This window comes from Vibrio penaeicida (assembly GCF_019977755.1).
Lineage (GTDB): Bacteria > Pseudomonadota > Gammaproteobacteria > Enterobacterales > Vibrionaceae > Vibrio > Vibrio penaeicida.
This window is the reverse complement of sequence record NZ_AP025145.1, coordinates 1,965,673-1,988,966: the sequence shown is the minus strand read 5'-3', so window position 1 is coordinate 1,988,966 and position 23,294 is coordinate 1,965,673. Positions and strand designations below refer to the sequence as shown.

The following is a 23,294-nucleotide window of genomic DNA, read 5'->3' as shown; positions in this document are numbered from 1 at the left end:
ATGTTTAAAAAGATTTTTTCCATTGTCTTAGCCGTCGCTGCCATTGTAGGAAGCATAACACTTTGGGTGTATTTACCCGAAGGGAAACCTACTTGGTTGAAGTGGGTAGCGACCGGCCTAACGAGCATTATCCTAATCTTCACTGCACTTTGGTGGTGGAAACAACGCAACCTTAGCCAAGCAGAGTCGGAAGAGCACGATCTTGAAGTTCTGCTTAAGCAAGATACGCGAGTTATTCAACAATTGTTCCGCGTCGCGACCAAGAAAATTCTGGGACAGGGGCGCAACAAACTAGAGAGTTTATACAACTTACCTTGGTATTTGGTTGTTGGTGGTGAAAAAGACGCTAAAAGCGCTATTTTGCTGCAAAACGGGTTTGAACCTGTTAACGATCGCTACCTAGACGAAAGTGATACCGAACAGTACTTGCGTTTCTGGATCAATGATAATGCTGTTGTGGTGGAGGTCGGCCATCGGATATTTGACAGCGAGGGTATCGACGAAGCACTTTGGAAAGTACTGGCAAAGCAATTTCTTAAGTACCGTCCAAGACAAGGCTTAAACGGTATTGTTGCTGTGATCGGTTGTGATCGACTCATGATCGGTGACAAAAAAGAACGAGCCAAGCTTTCCGGTATTTATCAGGAAGCCGTGCTGTCAATGGGGGGAGAGCTGGATCTCAACTTACCTGTATATGCTGCATTTTCCAAAGCAGACTCCATTGCGGACTTTACGGGCTTCTTTGAAAGTTTCACGGCATGTGACTCTGAGAACCCATTCGGTATTACCTTCGAATGCGATCAATTGCGTCGCTACGACAAGCATCAATTCGAAGCAGAAAGCCACAAATTGATTCAGTCTATCGCGGAGCAGCAATTCGAGTTGCTTCGAAACGTGAACAGCGAAAAATCAGGTTCGATCATCGCATGGCCTTATCAGCTTCGAATTTTTTTAGAGCGAGTCAACGAATTGCTGACCGATATCGGTCGCGAGAATCGCGTTCGAGAAGCGGTATGGATTCGTGGCGCTTATATGATGTCCTCGGGGCAAAAAGGCGTTGAACACGATTTACTGACGCAAGTAGTTGCGCAGCGGGCCGAATTTAACTCGGTTAGGCAAGAAGACCAACAGCCAAACCGCCGAGGTTACTTTACCCAACGCTTGTTCAACAAAGTCATTCTTCCTGAGAAGAACATTGTGGGCGTTAATGAGTGGCGTCATGCTGGTTACTTTGCGTTTCGCTCTGCGGTATTAGTCTCTATTGTGGCGCTGATTTCCATTGCTGGGCTCAAGTTAAAAGATAACTGGAACGTTGATGAAGATTGGCGTACAGCAGCGTTGGCGCAGATTCGCTTCTACAAAAGTGGCATCAATGAGCTGAGTAATGATTACTCTATGTCCGAGATGATCGCGGTGCTATCTGAGTTGGAAAGTGTTGTTGTTGAAGGGGTACAGCCTAGACCTTGGCATGAAATGGTCAGTGTGAAGCAGACGAATACTGCAGAGAGCGTCTACCTCGCCTACGAAAGGCAGTTGCATCAAATCTTACTGCCCAAACTTGAAGAACTGATCAGCAGTGAATTGTACGTTTACGTGAATTTGGGAAATCCAAGCAGGATTTTTGAAATTCTTCGCTACTACCAGATGTTGTTTGATAAGGAACAGCTTAACTTTGAGGAGCTGCAAACCTACTTATTAGACAACTTAAAGGATCAGGGGGAGCTATCCCCGGACGAGTTGTCCGTTTTGTCGCTGCTGATTGAAGATGTATTCAACGGTAATTATGACAACCAACTTCAACCCAACCTAGATCTGATTGCCGTGGCGACCAATAACCTAGAAGGCTTATCGCCAGAGCGCTTGATCTACGCGCGTATCAAAGCCATGCCTGAATACCGCACTCAAGTGGATTTGCGCAGTCAACTGGGTGAAAAATTTGACAGCTTATTTGAATTTTCCAGTGATTTTCACGGTTATTTGATCCCTGAAGTCTTCACTAAGCAAGGTTACGCGCAGATTGATTTGAGCGCTAAATCTGAGCTCTTGAATACCCTAATGAGCGAGTTCAAGGCGATTCAGGGTGATATGTCTGGTGCATCGGTGGTTGAGCTTACGGAATTGAGTAAGCAAGTGCAGCGCCTGTACTTCGCGGATTACATTTATCAGTGGAAGGATCTGGTCAATAACATTCAGGTTAAGCAGTTCAATAATGCATCTGATCTAAGCTTTGCTCTCAGAAATGCTCGTGCGCCTGCAACCAGTCCGCTGTTGGACGTATTAGACGCTGTGGTGGTTAACACCACATTGGCTGTCGCTGAGCAGCCTGATACCAAAGGACAAAAACGCGTCGCTGGTCAGCTTGGTCTTAAAAAAGCCAAAAAGGCGCTAAATAAAGCTAACAAAGTAAACCGAGCTGTGGGTGATAAGCTGCTGAGATTACAACCTTCTTTCGTCGTGAATGAAGCGTTTCTACCTTTCTCTCGCTTTGTAAATGGCAGCGGTAAAGATAAAGGAAATGACAAGCCGATCGACGCTTTGATTGCTCAGGTGGATGAGCTGAACTCGTTCTTTGACGCCGCACTGTCTAGCACCAATCCAGGGAAATCCTTCCACGCTTATGCTATTGCGCATGCTCAGGGTAGTGCAGACCCAATTGTGAATTTTCGAAAAGCGGGCAGTAAAGCGCCAAGCAAAGTGGCCTCTTGGACGAAAGATCTGAGTAAGCAAGCGTGGGGGCAAGTCGTCCGTGGCAGCGTGTCTTATCTGAATATTCAGTGGGACGAGCGTGTTTACCAGTTTTATGTGTCTGCCATTGAGGGCCGTTTCCCATTTACTCAACATGGGCGTGGTGAAGTGAGTTTGGATGACTTTACTCAATTCTTTAAAACCAGTGGTCGTCTTGAACTTTATGTCGATGAGTATCTAAAACCTTTTGTTTATTGGGATAACGACCGCTTGAAATTCAACGAAGTGGGTGGTCTTACCCTTCCTATCAGCGTAAATACGCGTAAGCAACTCGAACGTGCAAGGAAGCTCAGTAAGATCTTCTTTGGTTCCTCTGGAGAAGAGCTCGCACTGAGAATTGGCTTCAAAGCGAGTTCAATGAGCACCAATGTCACGGAATTCCAGTTAAGGGAAGCAGAAAGCCTGTTTAGCTATAAACATGGCCCGCGAGTATGGCGTGACGTGATATGGCCAACCTCTGATGTGGACGGTTACCTCAGCACGGAATTCTATAACGGTAAAAACCGAGTGGTGTCGCAGTCCTATACTGGTCAGTGGGCGCTGTTCCGAGCCATTTTTTCGAACCGTAGCAGTTCGACAGCCAGCCGCTTGATTCGCAAACTGGATTACAAAATAAACCAGAGCAACATTGTATTGGACTACACGCTGCGCGACTCCAACCAACCGTTGGATAAGTCTCTGTTTGTTCAATTTACTTTGCCTAGGCAGTTATAGGAAAAGGCATGTTAGACGGTGTAGTGAATCCGATGAATACGTCACGTGGTCGAGAATTAGTCACGCGAGTTAAAGCTCACCAGTTAATAACAATTGGTGAGTCACCGGATCGCTACATCAAACAATTTGAGACAAAAGAGCCACTTGAGCGTGAATGGGCTGCTCTTCAGGAATGCAGAGGCAGTCAAATTCAAAAGGTACTGGATGTGGATTGGTCGAACCTGCAGCTTACGCTGGAATTTGATCAACACGCTATACCTCTGAGTGACTTTAACCCGCAGGATGTGGCGCTGTTTACGTCGTTACTATCACACGTAATTCAGTCAATCAAACACTGCCATAAAAACGGCTGGGTGCATGGTGACATTAAGCCTTCCAACATACTTTATGTCCCTAATTTAAGAACAATTCGATTGATTGATTTCGGGGCCAGTCATCGCATTGGAACTTCTCGGGAAGCACTCACTGATTGGCAGGCAACCCCAATGTTTGCATCGCCCAATCAATTGAGTGGAGAAGGGCTAGTGGATACGGGAGATGACTGGTTTCCGCTACTTCAAATCATCGATCAGGTCATGTCTGTAGCACGTGACAACTCAATACGCTCAACGCTTTTCACATGGCGAGATGCCTTAAGCATTGAGGTTTAAACAACAGGAAAGCCTATGAATAAAAAACAGCTTGCCGCCGCCAATCTCGATTTTGATGTGTCATCAATCAAAGGAGACGGTGGAAAATTAATCAATAATTTAGGGTGTGCAATAGAAATTGAGCAGTGGTTAAAAAAACTGTCTCTCGCATGCGGCAGAAGGCACTCCAATAGAGCCTTACCATATTTAGAGAAGGCGATAGATATTATCTATTCCGAGGTTGAGGCTGATTTGTATCGTCAGTCAGGTAACAGCAATAGTGCAGCGGTTACTAAGCATCCTGTATGGCAGTTTTTTGTAGAACGAGTGACGAAGAAGTTTGGCAGTGTCGTGAAGGTTATCCAGCCACACCGATCACCTACGGAGTCGGTCCGTTCCAAACTGATAAACCGTGCGTTCTTTCAAATGCTGCATAACAAACAAGAAGTGTTAAAACGCTCACATAGCAACATTGTTGTTGCAGCTGAATTGGGTAAGTTGAAAGTCGAGATCTTAGAGGCGCAAGTTCATACACTTTTGGAAGCTTACCAAAAACACTTGAAGTGTAATGCGGATCTTTGGCCTGCGTTGAATGAGCTGTTTCAGAAATCTTCCAAAAAAGGTGCTGAGTCCTCTTCTGAAGGAAAGTTCAGTGCCGAAGATTTTTCGGCAAGTTATGAAGCATCTCAATCTCTATTTGCTGAAGCGAAAATAGCATTTGAGAAAACCTGGGACTTCGGAAAAATGAAGAACCAGATTAACGCGTCGGCTGAAGTGTTTGGCCGTGAAAACAGTAAGTTCAGCGCACATACAAAAATAGGTCAGGGTGGTGCTGCTGGATTTCGAGAAAAGAAGCTGGGTGAAGAAGCGGGCAAAAAGACAAGCTCCAAATTCAGTTTCGATAAGTCGCCAAGTAAAGCATGGGAAACTGACAAAAAAGAAGACGAAGATGACTCTTTTGCTTCCATGCAGCTCATTCCGGGTATTGACCTAGAAATTGATGCGCAGCTAGCAGCGCAAGCGGGTATGAAACTGACCATATCTCATGAACTTTCAGTCGCAGACTTTATGTCTCTGAAAAATGAAGGAGAGCTATTTGTTGGTGCTAGCGCAAAGGTTCAGTTTACTGGTACGTTGAACACAGCAAATATCTTTGCTGGCGATGAAGTGATCAAAACTAAAATTGGTGCGAGCGTTTTTGCGGGAGCAAAAGCTCAGGGAACCAGTACGTTTACGTTGAAAGCTCGTGGACTCAACATGTTGTCAGGCAGCGTGACCGGTTCTGTAAATGCAGGTATAGGAGCATCCGCGGGTTTAGAAGCCATAGTTAAAGGCTCTGGTGATTTTACGTTCAAAGGTTCAGCAGGGGCAACAGTAGGGGTAGGGACAAACGTAGAGTTTGGTACAATGGTAAATCCTATGTTGTTAAAAGTTCTGCTTTGGGACTCGTTTGGCAAGCACCTTAGAAGCAAACAAACTAAGTGGAAGAATGACATTAAATACAATAGAAATGTCAACGAAATAGCGTTGGGTCGTTGTGCAGATTCTATTGCCATGGCACTGAATTTACTTGAAGCGGATTACCGTAAACTGGCTGAAGAAATTTGGCGAATTCCAACATTCAGTAACGTTTCAGTTCAAGATGGCGTACAAACCTTGCACGATCGTATTTCAAGCCCAGAGCGCCATGTATTAGACAAATACTTGGAAACGCTGGGTGTTGGTGACTCTATTCATATGTCGCCAGAAGAGGTTAATCAGGCCGCTGTCGATATCGATAATCAAGCGAGAATGAACCAGACGAAAAATAACTTGGCTAAGCAATCTGGGACCAAGTCATTATCTGGCGCATTGGCAATGGTGGGAATGAGTGCGATGAACCCTAATCCTCTAACTTCTAATGACTACTCAAATGTATCACGGGGGTTAGTTAGTGCAGGGCTGCTAGCAGTAAAACCTCAGTAGCATAAAAAAATGGCGGGATATCCCCGCCATTTGTTTAATGCTGATAACGCTTTCGATATTCCAAGGGCGTCATGTCATTCGATTTCTTGAACAATTCCCGGAAGTATCGCACGTCTTCGTAACCCACTGCTCGGCTAATTTCCTCTACAGTCTGCTTAGTTTTCTCCAATCTGTCTTTAGCTGTGGAAAGCCGAATCTGCTGAATGTATTGAATCGGTGTTTGTCCGGTCGCCAGTTTGAATCGACGCTTCATCTGTCTCTCACTCAAGTGGATGCGTTTGCTCAATTCAGATACCGAAAACTGATAATTGTGGCTACTGTGCATCCAGTCTTGAAGCTGATGGATTAATGAATCGTTATGCTGGCGATAAGGGATAAATTTAGCCAGCGATTTTTGCTGCACTTGGTCGGTGTCACCAAAGATAAATTGATGGCAATTTTCGCGTACAGTTAAACCAAAGAGTTGCTCTACGATCAACATCATGACATCGCTATAACCGCTGATACCTGAGGTGCAGTAACGGTTATTATCACATGTAACGCGACGTTCAACGCGAAGTTTGATTTCCGGAAACATATCACGGTACATGTTGGCGAAGTGCCAGTGCGTTGTAGCGTTACACTTCGACAATAAATCTGCTTTGGCGAGCGCAAACGCACCTGTGCAGATGGAAATGATGGGGATGTTTTTGCTTTCAAAGCTTTTTAGCCATTGAAGTGCAGCTTCTGAACAAGCTTTGAGTTCTTTATCTGGAAAACCGACAGAGCCGACTAGCAGTATGTCGGTTTCTCTGACATCTTCCATTGCGATGGTAGGGGAAAGTGCTACTCCCCCCAAACCGTTAACGGGCATGTTGTCCTGAGTTACGATGTTAATTATGGGTTGCGGTGCGCCAGCAAGAAAGGCGGCAATAGTCAAAACTTCGATTGGTCCAGAGATTGAAGTAACCGGAGCGTCAGCAAATGCAAGTGCAGTTAATGTTATGGGTCTTTTTTCCACAAAACGCCTATATATGATGGAATTTATTATTAAGGTTCAACCGACCAGTTTCACCATTCCTTGGCGTTCTTTCTTATTGTTTTTCCTTCGTGACTTTATAATTTTATGAGCTTTAGTATGAAAAAATCAGAGTGAAAATACCCTGAAATTGGGTGTCACGTATCCCGTGTTATAAATAGGCATTATATTTAGAAAGAAAAACATTGCGAGTAAAAATGACACTTTATTGGCAGAGGGTTGGATTTATAAAGAGCCTACCACGGCTATTTTTGAGCCGGGTAGGCAATAAGAGGTAAGTGTTGCAGGAGCTGATAAGTAAAATACTGTATTGATCTAAAAGACTTTTTTAAACGGCGATTCCTAACCTTGCTTCAGGTTTGTTTAAATAGAGCTCAAGTTTTTCCACATCCAATTCACTAAACTCTATACCAAGCTTGGATCGTCGCCATAAGATATCGTCCGTTGTGGTTGCCCATTCATGCTGAACTAAGTAATCCACTTCGGCTTGATATAATCCGTGACCGAAATCGGTGCCCATGTCTTCTATGCTGGTTCTTTGCCCAATGATTCGATGGCTTAGTGTTCCATAAGCGCGTACCCAGCGACGGATGATGTCTTGGTTGAGCCATGGGTAACTATGCTGAAGTGCAGTCGAAAGCTGTTCGCGATTGGAAAAATCGCCACCTGGAAGTATGGCTGACTTTGTCCATTCCTCCTTCATTTTAGGGAAGAATGGCGCGAGCTTGTTTACTGCGGCTTGCCCTAACTTACGGTAAGTGGTGAGCTTACCGCCGAAGATAGACAATAATGGGGCATCATCAAACATATCATCCAGCTCGATGGTGTAATCACGCGTTACTGCTTGTGCGTCTGAAGATTCGTCATCACAAAGTGGACGTACACCTGACCACGTATTAATCACATCGCCTGGAGAGACTTTTTCCACAAAATGCTGGTTCACAATGTCACACAGATAAGTGATTTCATCTTGGCTGATTTCTACTTTTGAAGGATCGCCTTGATATTCCACATCGGTCGTACCAATGCAGGAGTATTTGTCTTGATATGGGATAACAAACACAATGCGATTGTCTTCGTTTTGCAAGATAAAGGCATGGTTTTCAGGGTACAAACGCGGAACAACGATGTGGCTGCCTTTTACTAGACGAATACCACGAGGAGAGCGCATCTTAAGCTGGCTATCAAAAAAGCGGTCCACCCAAGGTCCAGCAGCGTTAACAAGTGCCTTTGCCGTTACGGTTTTCACTGAATGATCTTGTGTATTTTCAATCTCGATTTCCCAACCATCAGCGCTGCGAGTGGCGTCGATGCATCGAGAACGAGTTTCCACAGTCGCGCCAAATTGCGTCGCCATTTGAGCGTTTGCAACCACTAAACGAGCATCATCGACCGCGCAATCTGAATACTCAAAGCCTACTTTCATTTCTGGCAGTAATGGGCTGGATTGGGCAAAGTTAACGCCGTGGCTTGCGGGTAGAGAGACACGTTTACCAATGTGATCGTAAAGAAACAAACCAGCACGGATCATCCATGCAGGGCGAAGGTGAGGACGATGAGGTAACTGAAAGCGCATAGGAGCAACAAGGTGAGGTGCATTTTTTAATAGCACTTCACGTTCTGCGAGTGCTTCACTCACTAAGCGAAATTCGTAATGTTCAAGGTAGCGTAAACCACCGTGAATGAGCTTGCTGCTTGCAGACGATGTCGCTGAAGCGAGATCCGACATCTCGTACAGCCCGACTTTTAACCCGCGACCTGCCGCATCCGCAGCGACTGCTACACCATTGATTCCGCCACCAATGATCACGACATCGTATTCTTCACTCTTGCTTGAGTGATGTTTAGCAGAAGTCGTTTTATCGAATTCAGCTTGCGTTGACATAGTTCTCTACCTTCGTAAATGTTCGTTTGTTTTCGTTATTGAGCAGTATATACACAAACTCATAAGTAGGTCGAGTAAAAAACCAACAAAATATTTTAGTAAAGCCCTTGTAACCTATCGAATACTGACCTTGAATTGTAATGTTACGCCAATACAAACGTTATAATGTTTAGGTTTAACCGAGCTCACAGTTATGCGTTTACATCGAATTAACCTTTGAGTGTTTTGTTGCGAAAACGAACATTTGATGGAAGAATGCAGTTAATTTAATCAAAAAGGGTCACGGAGCATTCATGGAAGTACGCAACAAAGTCATCGTTGCCTTGGATCAGGGAACAACCAGCTCTCGCGCTATCATCTTCGATCAGAGTGCTAATATTTTGAGCACGACACAGCGTGAATTTAGTCAGATCTATCCGAAAGGCGGATGGGTTGAACACGATCCAATGGAAATTTGGGGGACGCAGCGTTCTTCCTTAACTGAAGTCTTAGCTCAATCGGACATTGATAACGAGCAAGTCGCCGCAATCGGTATTACCAACCAACGTGAAACCACCATTGTTTGGGACAAAAACACGGGACACCCTGTTTACAATGCGATTGTTTGGCAATGCCGCCGCACAGCTGAAACTTGTGATGCAATTAAAGCGCAAGGCTGGGGAGACTACATTCAACAAACCACGGGTTTAGTGGTTGATGCGTACTTCTCTGGTTCTAAAATTCAATGGATTCTTGATAACGTAGAAGGCGTGCGAGAGAGAGCTGAAAAAGGGGAGCTCTTGTTCGGAACGGTCGATACTTGGTTGATCTGGAAACTCACCAATGGTAAATCCCATGTGACTGATGTATCGAATGCATCCCGCTCTATGCTATTCAACATTCATACATTGGAATGGGATAACAAGCTGTTGGAGCTGTTTAATATTCCGCGCAGCATGATGCCTGAAGTGAAGTCGAGCAGTGAAGTGTACGGCTATGCCAACATAGGTGGTGGGACAGAAATCCCTATCTCCGGCATTGCAGGTGACCAGCAAGCCGCGATGATTGGTCAGCAGTGCTTTACTAAGGGCATGGTGAAAAATACCTACGGAACGGGTTGCTTCTTGTTGATGAACACGGGCGATCAAGCCATTCAGTCTAAGCATGGGTTGCTAACCACCATCGCGTATAAAATAGGCGATGAAATAGCGTATGCCTTGGAAGGCAGTGTCTTTATGGGCGGAGCAACTGTGCAGTGGTTACGAGATGAATTAGGCTTGATCCGCGATGCCTCCGACACGCAATATTTTGCTGAGAAAGTCGAGGATTCGAATGGTGTTTATCTGGTGCCTGCATTTGTAGGGCTTGGTGCACCGTATTGGGATCCTCATGCCAGAGGTACGCTCACTGGCATTACGCGAGGCACTAACCGAAACCACATCATACGCGCCACATTGGAGTCTATTGCCTACCAAAGCCGCGATGTTCTTGAAGCTATGGAAGAAGATGCGGGTATTAAGCTAAATCAGGTTCGTGTAGATGGTGGTGCCGTTGCGAATGATTTCCTCATGCAATTTCAATCCGACATAATGCACACCAAAGTGGTGCGCCCTTCGGTAACCGAATCAACGGCATTAGGTGCCGCTATACTCGCGGGGTTAGCTGTCGGTTTTTGGCAAGATAAGAAAGAGTTAGACGATAAGCGCCAAGTGGACAAAGTGTTCTCACCACAGATGAAACGAGAAGAGCAATCACGTCTCTATGAAGGATGGAAGCAAGCGATACGTCAAACTCAAGCAAAATAAATTAAAGAATAAATAAGTTCAAAAATAAAGTAGGTTCCTTGGGCGTAGAACCATCCGTTGTCTCCATAGTGAAAACGGATGGTTCTATTGTTTTTCCATTGCTTCTCTATTGATTTTTTACTGCTTATCGCTCCATTCGAATGATTTTATGGTCGTCACCACGCAGTACTTTTAGCTCAAGATTTTGACCATCATATGCTCTGGGTAGCCAGCGAAGTATTTCACAATGCTTTTCCGGTGCGATATAGGTGGTATCTCGGTAACTCACTTTTAGAACTCGGTCGCCCAATTGGAGCCCAGCATTTTCTGCAATTGAAGGGGACTCGAGAAAACTCACGTTAAGAGCGTTTAATTCGCCGATACTGGTTCGAAAGCCCCAATTGACAGGCTCCTTAGCGCTCTCTTTATCTCTTTTTCTTTCGTGAAGTGAATAGAAATAGGCATTTCTATTTGGGTAGTCCAGCGTGACTATATGATCTTCCAGCAGTTTTGCGCCAATCAGTGTTGGTGTGGTTGTGCGGCTCCAAGCGTAGAAATTTTCCAGCTCCAATCCACCGATACTCATACTTTCAATGGCGGCTTGATAATACGTGGTTGGTTCTGCTTCTCCACCGGCTGATTCGCCAAATGAACCATGCCCCTCAACTTTGGGGTTAGGGATTACTCCGTCAGTGATCATTTGTTGCAGCGCTAGCGGGTTAAGGTTCAGTAACTCAGTATTGCCTGTATCAAACAGCGCATTGTCTTTAAATTTCCCGTTTATGCGATGTTCAAAAATCGGCGCGTGTGGGTAGCCGCCCTGCTTAAGCGAAGCGCGGGAGGCGTTGTTAATGTAGTCCAATTTTCGCCTGTCACTGGTTATGACAATCTCACTATCATAAAAATTGAGCTGCCAGGTTGCTAGTGGAAGAATTTCAGAGCCTATGACCCCACCTTCTAAGTAGCATGACGCCCCTGTAAGGTGCGATGGATCGAATATAAAGACAGGGACATTGCGAAAATTGACGTCACCTATTGATATTGAATCTGCAATCGACAAATCCATGGAAACGAGGTTTCCATTTGCGTCTTTTCCTTTGTTGGTGCCCATGATTTCTAACCCAAGATCGGTGGCAACCTGCTTGGTCAGAATTGTGGGTGAGCCTGTGTCAAAGATAAAGCTATACCGCTTTCCATTGATACTGGCGTAGAGATACATCTTGTTCTTAATAGTAAGCACGGGAACGACGGTATGGAAACGGCTAGTTTCCGTGTATGGCTTAGTCAGTAAAACCTCATGTAAACCGTTTTGTGGTGTGTTGCTTGTGCAGCCAAGCAAAAGTACGACGCTGATAAATATTATATTAAGTTTTTTCATAGTAGTTCCTGATGATTCCGTATCGGGAAGGTACGTAACTTGTTTTACAGCAATCGAAGGGGAACTGTTGTTGCAAAATTGATACTGCTAATATAATTGACTTTCCTCTTACAAAACTTCCCTTCTGCAAATCATTACTGATACAAATATTTGGCGTTGATCACGCTTCATAGTATTTTTGCTGACTGGATTGGCAAAAATATGAAAAAGCGTTTCAAAAATATTATTTGATGCGTTCTAATAAAAATGCACCAGGGGAAAGGACGCTTTTCAATGTGCATTTAGAGACACGTATCTCTTTGCTCAGTCTTCTGTTTATGAGCAATAGAATGATCAACAGCCACAATGGGTTTCGAAGTTAAGGAACAATGAATGAACAGTTTTTTTCTGTTTGCTGGTAAGCGGCTGGTGTCGATTCTCGTCACCATCTTTGCCGTTTCCATTGTCGTGTTTGCGGTGATCGATTTACCGCCCGGCGACTTTGCCTCATCTAAAATTGCAGAACTTCAAGCGATGGGTCAAACCGTCGATCCGCAGATGATTTATACACTCCGCGAAATGTATGGGCTCGACAAGCCACTGCTTGAGCGGTACGCCAACTGGATGATGGGGTTAATGACCGGTGATTTGGGCATTTCACTTACCAACAGCCAGCCAGTATGGGACACAATAGAGCCTAGAGTTTGGCCGACAGTATGCCTTGCGCTTGCTGTTTTCTTTTTTCAATTTTTAGTCGCTATTCCTATTGGGATGTATTCCGCACTTCGTCAGTACTCTTTTGGTGACTACATCGCCACTGTATTTGGCTTTATTGGTATGGCGACACCAAATTTCGTTATCGCGATCGTTGCGTTGCTGATTGGCTACTACAGTTTCGATACGGTTGTATCTGGTCTGTATTCCGAAGCGTACCTTGATCAACCTATGTCGTGGGCGAAGTTCATGGACGCCGCTTCTCGCAGTTGGATCTACATATTGGTAGTGGGTACAGCTGGTCTTGCAGGCATCATCCGAATCATGCGAGCGAACCTTCTTGATGAATTGAAAAAGCCTTATGTGAAAACGGCGCGTGCGAAAGGGCAGTCCGAAGCTCGCCTTATTATGAAGTACCCAGTTCGAATCGCTATTTTGCCCATTGTTTCTACGATTGGGTGGATGCTTCCTGCGTTGTTGGGTGCCGATATTATCGTCAGCCAAGTCATGAACATCCCTACTTTAGGTCCGCTAATGCTGTCGGCATTGCGTTCTCAGGATATGTATGTCGCTGGCGACGTGCTTCTTATTATGTCCATTCTTACCATTATCGGTACCCTGATTTCTGACCTGCTGCTGTACTGGGTAGATCCCCGTGTACGCGTTGGCGTGTCTAAGGAGTTTTAATCATGACAACGTCTACAATGAACTGGTTCGGTCGCCTACTTGGAAGAAAGAAAAAGCAGCCACTTGATTTGAGCACCGCAACACAGTGGCAGCTGATCGGCATTAAGTTACGTCAGCACAAATTGGCTTGGTACAGCATTTGGTTTTTGGCTCTGATTTACTTTGTAGCGATTTTCGCCGAGTTTTTTGCCCCTTTTGACCCAAGCGACAACTGGCGCCGCTACACCTATGCACCACCTCAGTCCGTTAGCTTATTTGAAAGCACTGATGATGGCTGGCGTTGGGCACCGCATTTGGAATTTTACAAGAGTAAAACGGATCTACGAACGTTGAAGCGCCATTACACGCTTGATGAAAACAAGAAAGTGTATTTCGAGTTTTTCGGTAAGACGGATCGCTACGAACTGATGGGATTCATCCCGATGAGTTACAAATTCATCGTGCCTGAAAATAAAAGACAGCCATTCTTCATTTTTGGTTCAGATAGAATGGGGCGCGACATGCTTTCCCGTCTTATTTATGGCGCAAGAATCTCGTTGTCTGTCGGTCTGATGGGGGTATTTACGACCTTTGTGCTCGGGATTCTGATTGGTGGTATTTCCGGATACTTTGGTGGAACCATCGATAATTTCATTCAACGAAGCATCGAATTTATGAAGTCGATCCCCACTTTGCCGTTGTGGATGGCTCTGTCAGCTTCACTGCCTTCAGAGTGGAGTTCGCTAACGAAATACTTTTTGATCACTATAATTCTCGGGTTAGTCTCTTGGCCAGATATGGCGCGAGTGGTACGCAGCCGATTCATGTCTCTGCGAAGTGAAGAGTATGTTGCGGCCGCTTGGTTGGATGGGAATACTCCCTTTGAGATTATTCGTCGGTACATGGTGCCTAACTTCTTAAGTCACATTATTGCGGTGGTGACATTGGCGATTCCGGCCATGATTTTGGGTGAAACTGCGTTGAGTTTCCTCGGATTGGGTTTGCAAGCGCCAATGGTTAGCTGGGGTGTATTACTGCAAGAAGCTCAAAACATTCGAGCACTAGCAGAAGCATCTTGGTTACTTATTCCGGCAGCAGCAGTGGTTGTTGTGATTCTGGCAATGAACTTCGTCGGCGATGGTCTGCGTGATGCATGCGACCCATACCATGATCAGGGAGCAAAATAATGGCTGAGAAAATTCTACAGGTTAAAGATTTAAACGTAAGCTTCCCGACCAGCACGGAGCACTTTCATGCGGTAAAAGGGGTGTCGTTTGACCTCTACAGAGGCGAAACACTTTCGGTTATCGGTGAATCAGGCTCAGGGAAATCGGTCACATCGAGTGCCATCATGCAGTTGTTGGATCGCCCCGGTCGAATCGATTCAGGTGAAATACTACTCACCACCGACTCTGGGCAAATCATCGATATTACTCAGATTGATCCTCGCAGCAAAGAAATGCGCGCCCTAAGGTGTTTTAACTTCTCTTTAGTTTCACAAGAGCCGATGGCTGCGCTAAGTCCGGTGCATACCGTTGGCGACCAAATTAAAGAGGTGTTGTGTTTAGTCGACCCAAGTATTAGCAAGAAGTCTGCTCACGAAAGAACGGTTGAACTGCTGACTCAAGTACAAATGCCAGAGCCAGAAAGCTTGATCAACAAATACTCATTTGAGTTATCTGGTGGGCAACGTCAGCGTGTCGTTATTGCTATGGCCATTGCGAGTCGTCCCGACATATTAATTGCCGATGAGCCAACCACGGCTTTGGATGTAACGACTCAAGCCGAAATATTGGCGCTGTTTTCGCAGCTTCAAAAAGAGATCGGAATGGCAATTTTGTTCATCACTCATGACTTGGGTGTAGTGGCACAAATTTCCGATCGTGTGGCGGTCATGGAAAAGGGCGTGCTGGTGGAGTGTGGCAGTGTGCGCCAGATATTTGAGCAACCAGAGCACCCATATACCATTAAGCTGATGCATGCGACCCGAGCGCTAGAGAAGCCATCAAAAGTTAAAAAACCATTTTCATTGATTGAAGGTGAGAATGATCAACCGATATTGGACGTTATTTCGGTAACAAAACAATTTGAAAAACCGGCAAAAATGTTCCAGAAAAAGCAGATCATGACGGCCGTAGACGATGCAAACCTAGTGCTTCACCCAGGGGAGTCGCTGGGTATTGTTGGAGAGTCGGGATCAGGGAAAAGCACTTTAGGACGAGCGATTTTAGGGATGGCGCCCGCCACTTCCGGCTCTATTCAATATGTCGATAAACAAGGCAAAGTCGAATTGGAGCTGTCGGATTACAAACGAATTAAGCGAGATCCACTGTTCGCTGATTTACGTTTGATCTTTCAAGACCCTTGGTCGTCGCTTAACCCAAGAATGACGGTGTTCGATATCATTGAAGAGCCGCTAAAACTGCTGCGATCTGAAATGAGTGGTAAGCAGAGAGAAGAGCGTGTTAGGAATATGATGAAGTGGGTCGGTCTACCACCGGAATTCTCAAGCCGTTTCCCACACGCCTTTTCGGGTGGTCAGCGCCAGCGGATTGTTATTGCCCGTGCTCTGGTTACCCTGCCAAAAGTGGTGATTGCCGATGAAGCGACTGCGGCGCTAGATGTATCCCTGCGCTCACAGGTGTTGGATCTATTGATAGAGTTCCAAAACACCTATGGGACGGCATTTATTCTGATAACGCACGATATTGCGACGGTGAAATACTTTTGTGACCGTGTGATTGTGCTTCAACATGGAAAAATTGTGGAGCAAGGAAGCGTAAATGAAGTTATTCATGATCCTCAGCAACCTTACACGCGTGAATTGATCTCTGCTGTTCCGGTTGCGGAGTTACCGCCGGAAACCCTAGCGACGGCTTAGCTGATGCAACGACATAACGTAGGGAAATACTTCATTTCGTTTGAGGCGGTTTGAGCATCTGCGATAAATAATGCCTCCTTTTTGGAGGCTTTTTTGTCTACAAGGCATTGGCTGAAGTCACAGAGCTATACATTTAAAAATCAGGGAGTTGCATGAAATATAAACTGAGTTTTCATTCAATATGAAGAAATGAATATGCATCTTTTAATGAGTTAATCGATTTCATAATGAATGCTTATTTTCTCTGTAGCTTTATAACAAAGATTAAATATCAATTAGTTTATAAAATTAATACTATTTATTTCTGAGCTTTCAATAAACTGAGCTGGATATGTAGGTTTAATATTCGTTGCAGCAGTGAAACAAGACGACTAAAATCGTTATGCGGTAGTAACTAATTCCAGATAATTCATTTGTTTATAGAAAAAGTTTGAACGCTAACCTAGGCTCAGTTCAAAAAAAAAGTTTAACGCTCTTTTTTTTTATAGAACATTATTTTAAATTGGTTACAGACTTTGGGAATAGTGGCAAATCTATCGTTTTGGTCTGTTTTGATTCGATTAAAACGCAACGGAATGGCAATTTTGCCACTGGCTTTGGCAGGGGACGCTAGAGCTTTTTACCCATAACCAAGCTATTTGTGGAGTAATAATGACAACAACAAAGCAACCTGAATCCGTATCTTCGGTTCTGAAAACATTTGGTATTTTACAAGCACTGAGTACACAAAAGGATATTGGTATCAGTGAATTAGCTCAGCGTCTTATGATGTCTAAGAGCACCGTTTATCGCTTTCTCCAAACCATGAAAACGTTGGGCTATGTATCTCAGGAAGGCGAAAGTGAAAACTACTCATTAACGCTTAAGCTGTTTGAACTTGGTGCAAGTGCATTGGAGTATGTGGATCTGGTGGATCTTGCCGATATTGAAATGCGCCGAATTTCCGATCTAACTAACGAGGCGTTGCACTTAGGTGCGCTCGATGGCGATGGTATTATCTACATCCACAAGATCGATTCGAAATACAACCTGCGTATGCAATCGCGTATTGGACGTCGCAATCCGCTTCACACCACCGCTATCGGTAAAGTGTTGTTGGCTGAGCGAGACGAGCAGGACATTCGACATATCCTTTCAGTTGTTGAGTTCACCAAGTCGACCGACAAGACCCACGAAAATGTGGAATCCTTACTTGGTGAATTACCAACTGTGAAAGAGCAAGGCTTTGGTGAAGATAACGAAGAGCAGGAAGTTGGGCTACGCTGCCTCGCTGTACCAGTCTACGATCGCTTTAATCAAGTCGTTGCAGGTATGAGTGTTTCTTTGCCTACAATTCGTTTCACTGAAGAGAAGAAAACAGAGTATATCGCGGAGCTTCATGCTGCTGCGGCTCGAATTTCGCTAAAACTTGGCTGTAAAGCGTACCCTCACGGGAAATAACGATTTTGCATCAAGAAAAGACTCACGCTCTTTGGCTTCGTTAAAAGAATACGGCTATTAGAGATGGTGTGATTTGAAAGGAAGGTGATTTCACCTTCCTTTTTTGATCTCTACAGTGTCTGATTGTAATGATTTAGCTTTTGATGACTAAGCTTTTAATGAACGAGCTTTTAATTACTGAGCTTTCCACGGTGCGGGCAATAAATGCTCTTTTAAGAGGGCTAAGAAGCCACTCACCCTTTTCGAGCGCTCCTGTTCAGTGGTATTCAAAAGCGCAATGATGTCTGCACTCGGTAATTCATAGTCGCACATTATCCGGGTTAGCTCGCCGCTGTTGATTTGGGGCTGAACGTCCCATTGCGATCGCATGATGATCCCCATTCCTGCGATTCCCCAATCTTTCACAACCCGACCTTCATTGCTCGCCATCGAAGGCTCTACTCTGATCAATTGTTCTTTTTTGCTTTTTTTATGAGTCAGCGACCACAGCGTGACATCTTCATTGTTTTCTCTCAGCGAAATGCATTGATGTTGGTGAAGATCTTCGGGCTTTTTAGGTTCACCGTATTGGCGGAGGTAATCAGGAGAAGCGCAGAGAAAGCGCTGGTTTTTAGCTAAGGTTACCATTCGCAAAGAGGAGTCTTGCAGCTTACCTATGTAAATAATGATGTCCCACTTGTGGTGATGTGACCATGTTGGGTTGTCTGAAAGCTCAAGTTCTATTTCTAGTTGTGGGTGTTGTTTCTTGTATTCCGCTAATAAAGGCGTGACATAGTCATTGCCGAACCCCAGTGGTGCAAGTACTCGCAGTTTTCCGCTGACGGTTTGTTTGTTGTTATCGATCACGTGTTGAAGCTCTTCAAGCTCTCGAATGATGGATGCGCCTCTGTCTAACAACAACCGACCTTCTTCCGTTAAGCATACGGTTCGAGAGGGTCTTTGAATCAGAGAGATCGACAGCTTTTTTTCGATATGTTGAAGCCGCAACGTCACCGAAGGCGGCGTGATATTCAGCGTGCGGGCAACGTCCGATAGAGTTCTATGGCTTGCGACCACTTGAATGAACTTTAAATCTTCTGTGGTGATCATTTGGTTCAAACTTAATCAGTGTATTGGTATTGATTAATTTTAACTCAAACATATTTGAGTGACACTAAAGAAAACACGTTAGGAGTTTGTGATGAACCAAGATAGAAACGAACAGCCAACGCAGCTTGATACGCCCTACTTAAGGCTCGACAAAGCACAATTCTTACACAATGTCTTGCGTTTAAGGCAGAGGATGGAAAGCCATGGTGTTGCACTACGCCCGCATTTGAAAACGGTGCGTTCTGTTGAAGCAACTCATTATGTATTACCAGAGAAGCACTCTCCAGCGACAGTCTCTACGCTCAAGGAAGCCGAAGTATTGGCGGCATCAGGGTATCGTGAGTTCATCTATGCAGTCGGCATTACGGCAAGCAAACTCCCAAGAATACAGTCGCTGCTTCTTGGTGGTGTGGACATTGCCGTTATTTTAGACAGTGTTGAACAAGCAAAATTGGTTGCGGCTTTTTGCCAAAAATCTGGGTGTGTTATTCCAGCTTTGATCGAATTGGACTGCGATGGTCACCGAGGCGGGATTCGATCAGATTCTCTACTTTTGGTCGAAATCGCTCACATTCTTCAACGTGGAGGCGCTGAATTTAGAGGTGTGCTAACGCATGCGGGAGAGTCGTATTTCTGCCAGTCTGAGCAAGAACTTGCCGCGGCAGCGAAACAAGAAGTTGCGTGTGCTCGGCGCGCTGCAAAAATGCTTGCTGATAATCGTATCGAATGCAGAGTGGTGAGTGTGGGGTCGACGCCGACCGCATTTTCTGGTGAAGAGTATGACGGCATAACGGAAGTTCGTGCGGGTGTGTACTGCTTTTTTGATTTGGTGATGGCGAAAGTGGGTGTTTGCGAACCCAGCGACATTGCCTTGTCCGTTGTAACCAGTGTTATCGGTCATAACGTTGAAAAAGGGTGGTTGATTGTTGATGCGGGTTGGATGGCGTTATCCAGTGATCCTGGCCTTAGCTCTGCTGATGAAAAAGATTCATTTGGTCTAGTGAGCGATGTAAATGGGAATCTGGTTGAAGGGTTGAGGGTGTCCCAGCTCAATCAAGAGCATGGAATCATAGAACACGAAAAAGGTCAGTTTGATCTCTCGTTATTGCCCGTAGGCACGCAACTGCGAATTTTACCCAATCATGCGTGTGCTACGGCGTCTATGCATCAAACCTATCATGTCGTTGATGTCGATAACTCAACAGAGACTTGGCAAAGAATTCAGGGGTGGTAAATGATTTATCTTAACGAAGAAACAACACGACAACGGATTACTCACGAGCTGGCGTACGCCGCGGTAAAGGATGCTTATCTTGCGGTTGGGGAGAGTGCGACACTGTTTCCTGTCGTCAATGCGGCTGGTGATCAGCCTGGAAGCATGTTTTCGCTAAAGTCTGCCAGTACCCCCAATGTTGTGGGCTGGAAAACAGGTTCCTATTGGCCCGAAAATTCGCATAAAGGAATGCCTTGCCATAATACTGCGATCTTTTTACTGGATCCAGAAACGGGTGGGCTAATGGCAACCATTGAAGCAGGGGAAGTGAATGCTTATCGTACGGCAGCGGCTGATGCAGTCGCAACGGATGCGTTGGCACGCAAAGATGCCTCAATACTCACCGTTTTTGGTACTGGGCATCAAGCGTATTACGAGGTCAGTGCGGTCTGTGCCATTCGAGATATCGAACAGATATGGGTTGTTGGGCGCAATGAAGCGCGAGCAATCGCTTTAGTCGAGAAGCTAAGAAATGATGGTTTGGTCGCGGATGCGTGTGGCTTCGGAAAAAATGTGACAGCGAAACAAGCTTGCGAGTGTTCCGATATTGTTGTCACGGTGACGACGGCTCAATCTCCCTTGTTTGATGCCGATTGGATACAGCCTGGAGCACATGTTTCTGCAATGGGTGCTGATAAGGTGGGTAAGAAGGAGATCCCAACACAGCTGTTCGAACGTGCCACGTTATTCTGTGACTACGAAAAGCAGTCGAGAGTGATCGGAGAATTCCAACACGTCAATTCCGAGACAGAAATAACTGAAATGCATAAAGTACTTGTTCAATCGAATCAGGGAAGAAACTCCGACAAACAGATCACGATTTTTGATAGTTCTGGGATTGCATTGCAAGATCTATTTGTTGCCAAGCGGCTACTTAAGCTTTCGGAGGTCAAATAAGAGGCATAAGTGGAAAATTAAATTTGCATTTCTTTGATGAATTGTTTAGGTGATTAATATATTTATAGTTAGAAAATTTTGAATTTTGAGGGTGGTAAGTGAAATTAATTGAATATATTATCAATTATAAGACATGAGAACTTTTGATTTACATTTTGTCGACATTAATTTTACGACTGATTTAAAGTTTTTTAAAAGTAATCGTTTGCTTTTTTATTTGTTTAATTAAGAAATACCTTAAATAATAATCATATTACTTAAAACAGATTTCAGTTTTTACCTATTATCTAATTCCTCCTTATTCGATATTATGTTTTTGCTAGGTCGAGGGTGACATATCTATTGATTGTGAATGAGTCCACAATTAAATGGGTATTCACTATTCATCCTCATAATTCATAAGAAATAATTCGTCAGGAGGTACTTTATGGTATTTAAGGTACTGCACAAAAGCAGTACACAATTGCTAAACATAATAAGAAATACAATTGCGTTGTGCCTAAAAACCATTAATAGGTTTTTGTATGTAAAGTAAGCAATTATGCTTATCCATTTTCCACCGTGACAGGAAGAGTGGATGTAAACTTTCAACTATCGCGCCACTACTAAAACAGGTTCCCGCAAAGGCTTTGTTCTTCGTTCAGGTCCTTGAATCATCATCCTTGCTGGTGATTTAATGCAAAGCCTTTGCTTTTTTCTCTTCCGGTTTAAAAAAACGCTTTAACGCATCAAGCATAACATCGACTTTTTTAGGTACAGTTCGGCTAATGGTTAGAGCTTGCACTTTAATGTCGGGCCATGTCATATGATTTAAAACGGTGGTTAGCTCTCCACGCCTTAAATTATCTTCTACAAAAGGCAGGGGTAAAAGAACCAATCCGTGTCCAGATAGGGCAAATGAACGTGCCGTCATCTCGTTATTGACTTTACATCGAACATTTAAGTTAGATTTCTCTTCGAACTCTGCAGTTTTGCAGACGACTTCGATGGTGTCGCTGTCCGAATTGACTATCCAGTGATGGTTTATCAAATCCGAACCCAACTGCGGTATGCCAAAGGTTGAAAGGTAGTTTTCAGAAGCACACAACACACGTGGAATACTGCCTAAAGGACGATAAACTAAGTTGCAGTCTTTTGTTTCCCCGAGCGTAATAGCGATATCAATGTTCTCTTGAACGATATCTCTCATTTTGTCATCTGCGACGAGATTTAACCGAATATCTGGGTAACTAGAAAGACAAGGGGAAAGAGCATTAGCAATGGTCGCTTGTGCTAGACCAGTGCTGCATGTAATGCGCACATCACCTTTTACACCTTCACGGCAATCGGACAATTTTTGCTCTAAGCTTTCAAAATGCGAGCGCATTTGACCGTAACCCTGCAATAATATTTGTCCAGCCTCGCTTACGGATAATCCCCGGGTTGAACGGTGTAATAATGTCACCCCAAGGGCGTTTTCAAGTTGCGATATATTTTGACTGATTGCAGACGGTGACATCCCTAATCTTTTGGATGCTGCTGTCATACTTCCTGCACTGGCAACAACAGAAAAAATACAGTATCGCTTCATATTTTCCAAAGCACTTCTCCATATATGAAAGTTTATCAACGAAATAATAAGAAATATTTCTCGAAGTTTTTTAAAATAATTTTATTAAATCAATGGCTATGAAAAAAGTTCATAAAGGTATATGTGAGTAAGTAGGAAATGAGTATGGAAAGTGAACGGTCACCATGGTTAGCTTTTCCTAGAAAGATATTGTGTTTCTTATTTTTAGTACACACATCTTATAGATTTTATAGAATTATTATCAAGTCAATTTTCTGAAAGAAAGTTGTATTTTTCAGTTATTTATTTGCATAAAGAATACAGTCTGTTTCATTGCATAAAATAACTGGAATGGAGGTCACTTTTTGTGTTGGGATTGTGTGTATTTCATTCAGATTAAGTGCTTTCATCTTCCTCAATCGCATGGTCACAATATGTAACAATATATTAATGCGTATACAGTTCGAGACAGTTTGCATCATGACCATTCAATGTGTATAGAGTGGCTTTTGGACGGCTAATGTCTGGCATCTTGCTGTGACATGGGTATATGCTTGACGCATCTTCACGGTTCTCTAAAGGACATTTCTCCAGCATGCCATCCATTCCACTCCCCTTTGTTGTCGTTATACTCCTATTAGTGTTGTTTACTGTGTTGCTAAAGCGGCACGACAAATCTTATTTTCCAGCACTGGTTTTTATTTTATGT

General features: G+C 44.3%; 16 protein-coding genes. 10 read left to right on the top strand and 6 right to left on the bottom strand.

The window, feature by feature from the left end; translation table 11 throughout:
- The 3 genes from tssM to LDO37_RS27150 are packed head-to-tail and all read left to right on the top strand — an operon-like array spanning position 1 to position 6,053.
- Positions 1–3,459 carry a type VI secretion system membrane subunit TssM gene (gene tssM, locus LDO37_RS27160; RefSeq protein WP_126607378.1) on the top strand — a complete coding sequence of 1,153 codons (3,459 nt, stop codon included), beginning with the start codon at positions 1–3 and terminating at the stop codon, positions 3,457–3,459.
- A gap of 8 nt (positions 3,460–3,467) precedes the next feature.
- Positions 3,468–4,109, top strand: a complete 642-nt coding sequence (locus tag LDO37_RS27155; protein WP_224055633.1) for a protein kinase domain-containing protein — start codon at positions 3,468–3,470, stop codon at positions 4,107–4,109.
- 15 nt (positions 4,110–4,124) lie between these two features.
- Positions 4,125–6,053: a hypothetical protein gene (locus LDO37_RS27150; protein WP_224055632.1), complete on the top strand. Its 1,929-nt coding sequence runs from the start codon at positions 4,125–4,127 to the stop codon at positions 6,051–6,053.
- 34 nt (positions 6,054–6,087) lie between these two features.
- On the opposite strand, the gene LDO37_RS27145 is transcribed toward LDO37_RS27150, so the two are convergent.
- Positions 6,088–7,053, bottom strand: a complete 966-nt coding sequence (locus LDO37_RS27145; RefSeq protein WP_126607377.1) for a GlxA family transcriptional regulator — start codon at positions 7,051–7,053, stop codon at positions 6,088–6,090.
- A gap of 346 nt (positions 7,054–7,399) precedes the next feature.
- A complete protein-coding gene (glpD, locus tag LDO37_RS27140; protein ID WP_126607376.1) occupies positions 7,400–8,956 on the bottom strand; it encodes a glycerol-3-phosphate dehydrogenase in 1,557 nt (518 codons plus the stop codon).
- 293 nt (positions 8,957–9,249) lie between these two features.
- Here glpD and glpK point away from each other — a divergent pair, with 293 nt between their 5' ends.
- Positions 9,250–10,740 carry a glycerol kinase GlpK gene (glpK, locus tag LDO37_RS27135; RefSeq protein ID WP_101111576.1) on the top strand — a complete coding sequence of 497 codons (1,491 nt, stop codon included), beginning with the start codon at positions 9,250–9,252 and terminating at the stop codon, positions 10,738–10,740.
- Positions 10,741–10,864: 124 nt separating this feature from the next.
- On the opposite strand, the gene LDO37_RS27130 is transcribed toward glpK, so the two are convergent.
- A complete protein-coding gene (locus LDO37_RS27130; protein ID WP_126607974.1) occupies positions 10,865–12,097 on the bottom strand; it encodes an aspartyl protease family protein in 1,233 nt (410 codons plus the stop codon).
- A 372-nt stretch (positions 12,098–12,469) separates the two neighbouring features.
- Between LDO37_RS27130 and LDO37_RS27125 the strand changes: the two genes are divergently transcribed.
- From LDO37_RS27125 to kdgR, 4 genes are all read left to right on the top strand, one after another.
- Positions 12,470–13,477, top strand: a complete 1,008-nt coding sequence (locus LDO37_RS27125; RefSeq protein WP_101111574.1) for an ABC transporter permease — start codon at positions 12,470–12,472, stop codon at positions 13,475–13,477.
- 2 nt (positions 13,478–13,479) lie between these two features.
- Complete coding sequence (locus LDO37_RS27120) at positions 13,480–14,643, top strand: ABC transporter permease (RefSeq protein WP_101111573.1); 1,164 nt, start codon at positions 13,480–13,482, stop codon at positions 14,641–14,643.
- The gene (locus LDO37_RS27115) at positions 14,643–16,337 is read left to right on the top strand and encodes a dipeptide ABC transporter ATP-binding protein (RefSeq protein ID WP_126607973.1); all 1,695 of its coding nucleotides are present in this window, start codon (positions 14,643–14,645) and stop codon (positions 16,335–16,337) included. Before LDO37_RS27120 ends, LDO37_RS27115 begins: the two co-directional genes overlap by 1 nt.
- A 651-nt stretch (positions 16,338–16,988) precedes the next feature.
- Entirely contained in the window at positions 16,989–17,777 is a 789-nt protein-coding gene (gene kdgR, locus LDO37_RS27110; RefSeq protein WP_101111571.1) for a DNA-binding transcriptional regulator KdgR, read from the top strand.
- A 174-nt stretch (positions 17,778–17,951) separates the two neighbouring features.
- Here kdgR and LDO37_RS27105 read toward each other — a convergent pair whose 3' ends face one another.
- Positions 17,952–18,866: a LysR substrate-binding domain-containing protein gene (locus LDO37_RS27105; RefSeq protein ID WP_126607918.1), complete on the bottom strand. Its 915-nt coding sequence runs from the start codon at positions 18,864–18,866 to the stop codon at positions 17,952–17,954.
- A gap of 91 nt (positions 18,867–18,957) precedes the next feature.
- Between LDO37_RS27105 and LDO37_RS27100 the strand changes: the two genes are divergently transcribed.
- Together LDO37_RS27100 and LDO37_RS27095 are read left to right on the top strand one after the other, a co-directional pair.
- Positions 18,958–20,100, top strand: a complete 1,143-nt coding sequence (locus LDO37_RS27100) for an alanine racemase (protein WP_126607917.1) — start codon at positions 18,958–18,960, stop codon at positions 20,098–20,100.
- Positions 20,101–21,036, top strand: a complete 936-nt coding sequence (locus LDO37_RS27095; protein WP_126607916.1) for an ornithine cyclodeaminase family protein — start codon at positions 20,101–20,103, stop codon at positions 21,034–21,036.
- A gap of 673 nt (positions 21,037–21,709) precedes the next feature.
- On the opposite strand, the gene LDO37_RS27090 is transcribed toward LDO37_RS27095, so the two are convergent.
- On the bottom strand, positions 21,710–22,606 hold the full coding sequence (locus LDO37_RS27090; RefSeq protein WP_224055943.1) for a LysR family transcriptional regulator: 897 nt from the start codon (positions 22,604–22,606) through the stop codon (positions 21,710–21,712).
- A gap of 426 nt (positions 22,607–23,032) precedes the next feature.
- Positions 23,033–23,191: a hypothetical protein gene (locus LDO37_RS27085; RefSeq protein WP_185829783.1), complete on the bottom strand. Its 159-nt coding sequence runs from the start codon at positions 23,189–23,191 to the stop codon at positions 23,033–23,035.
- Positions 23,192–23,294 lie beyond the last annotated feature (103 nt).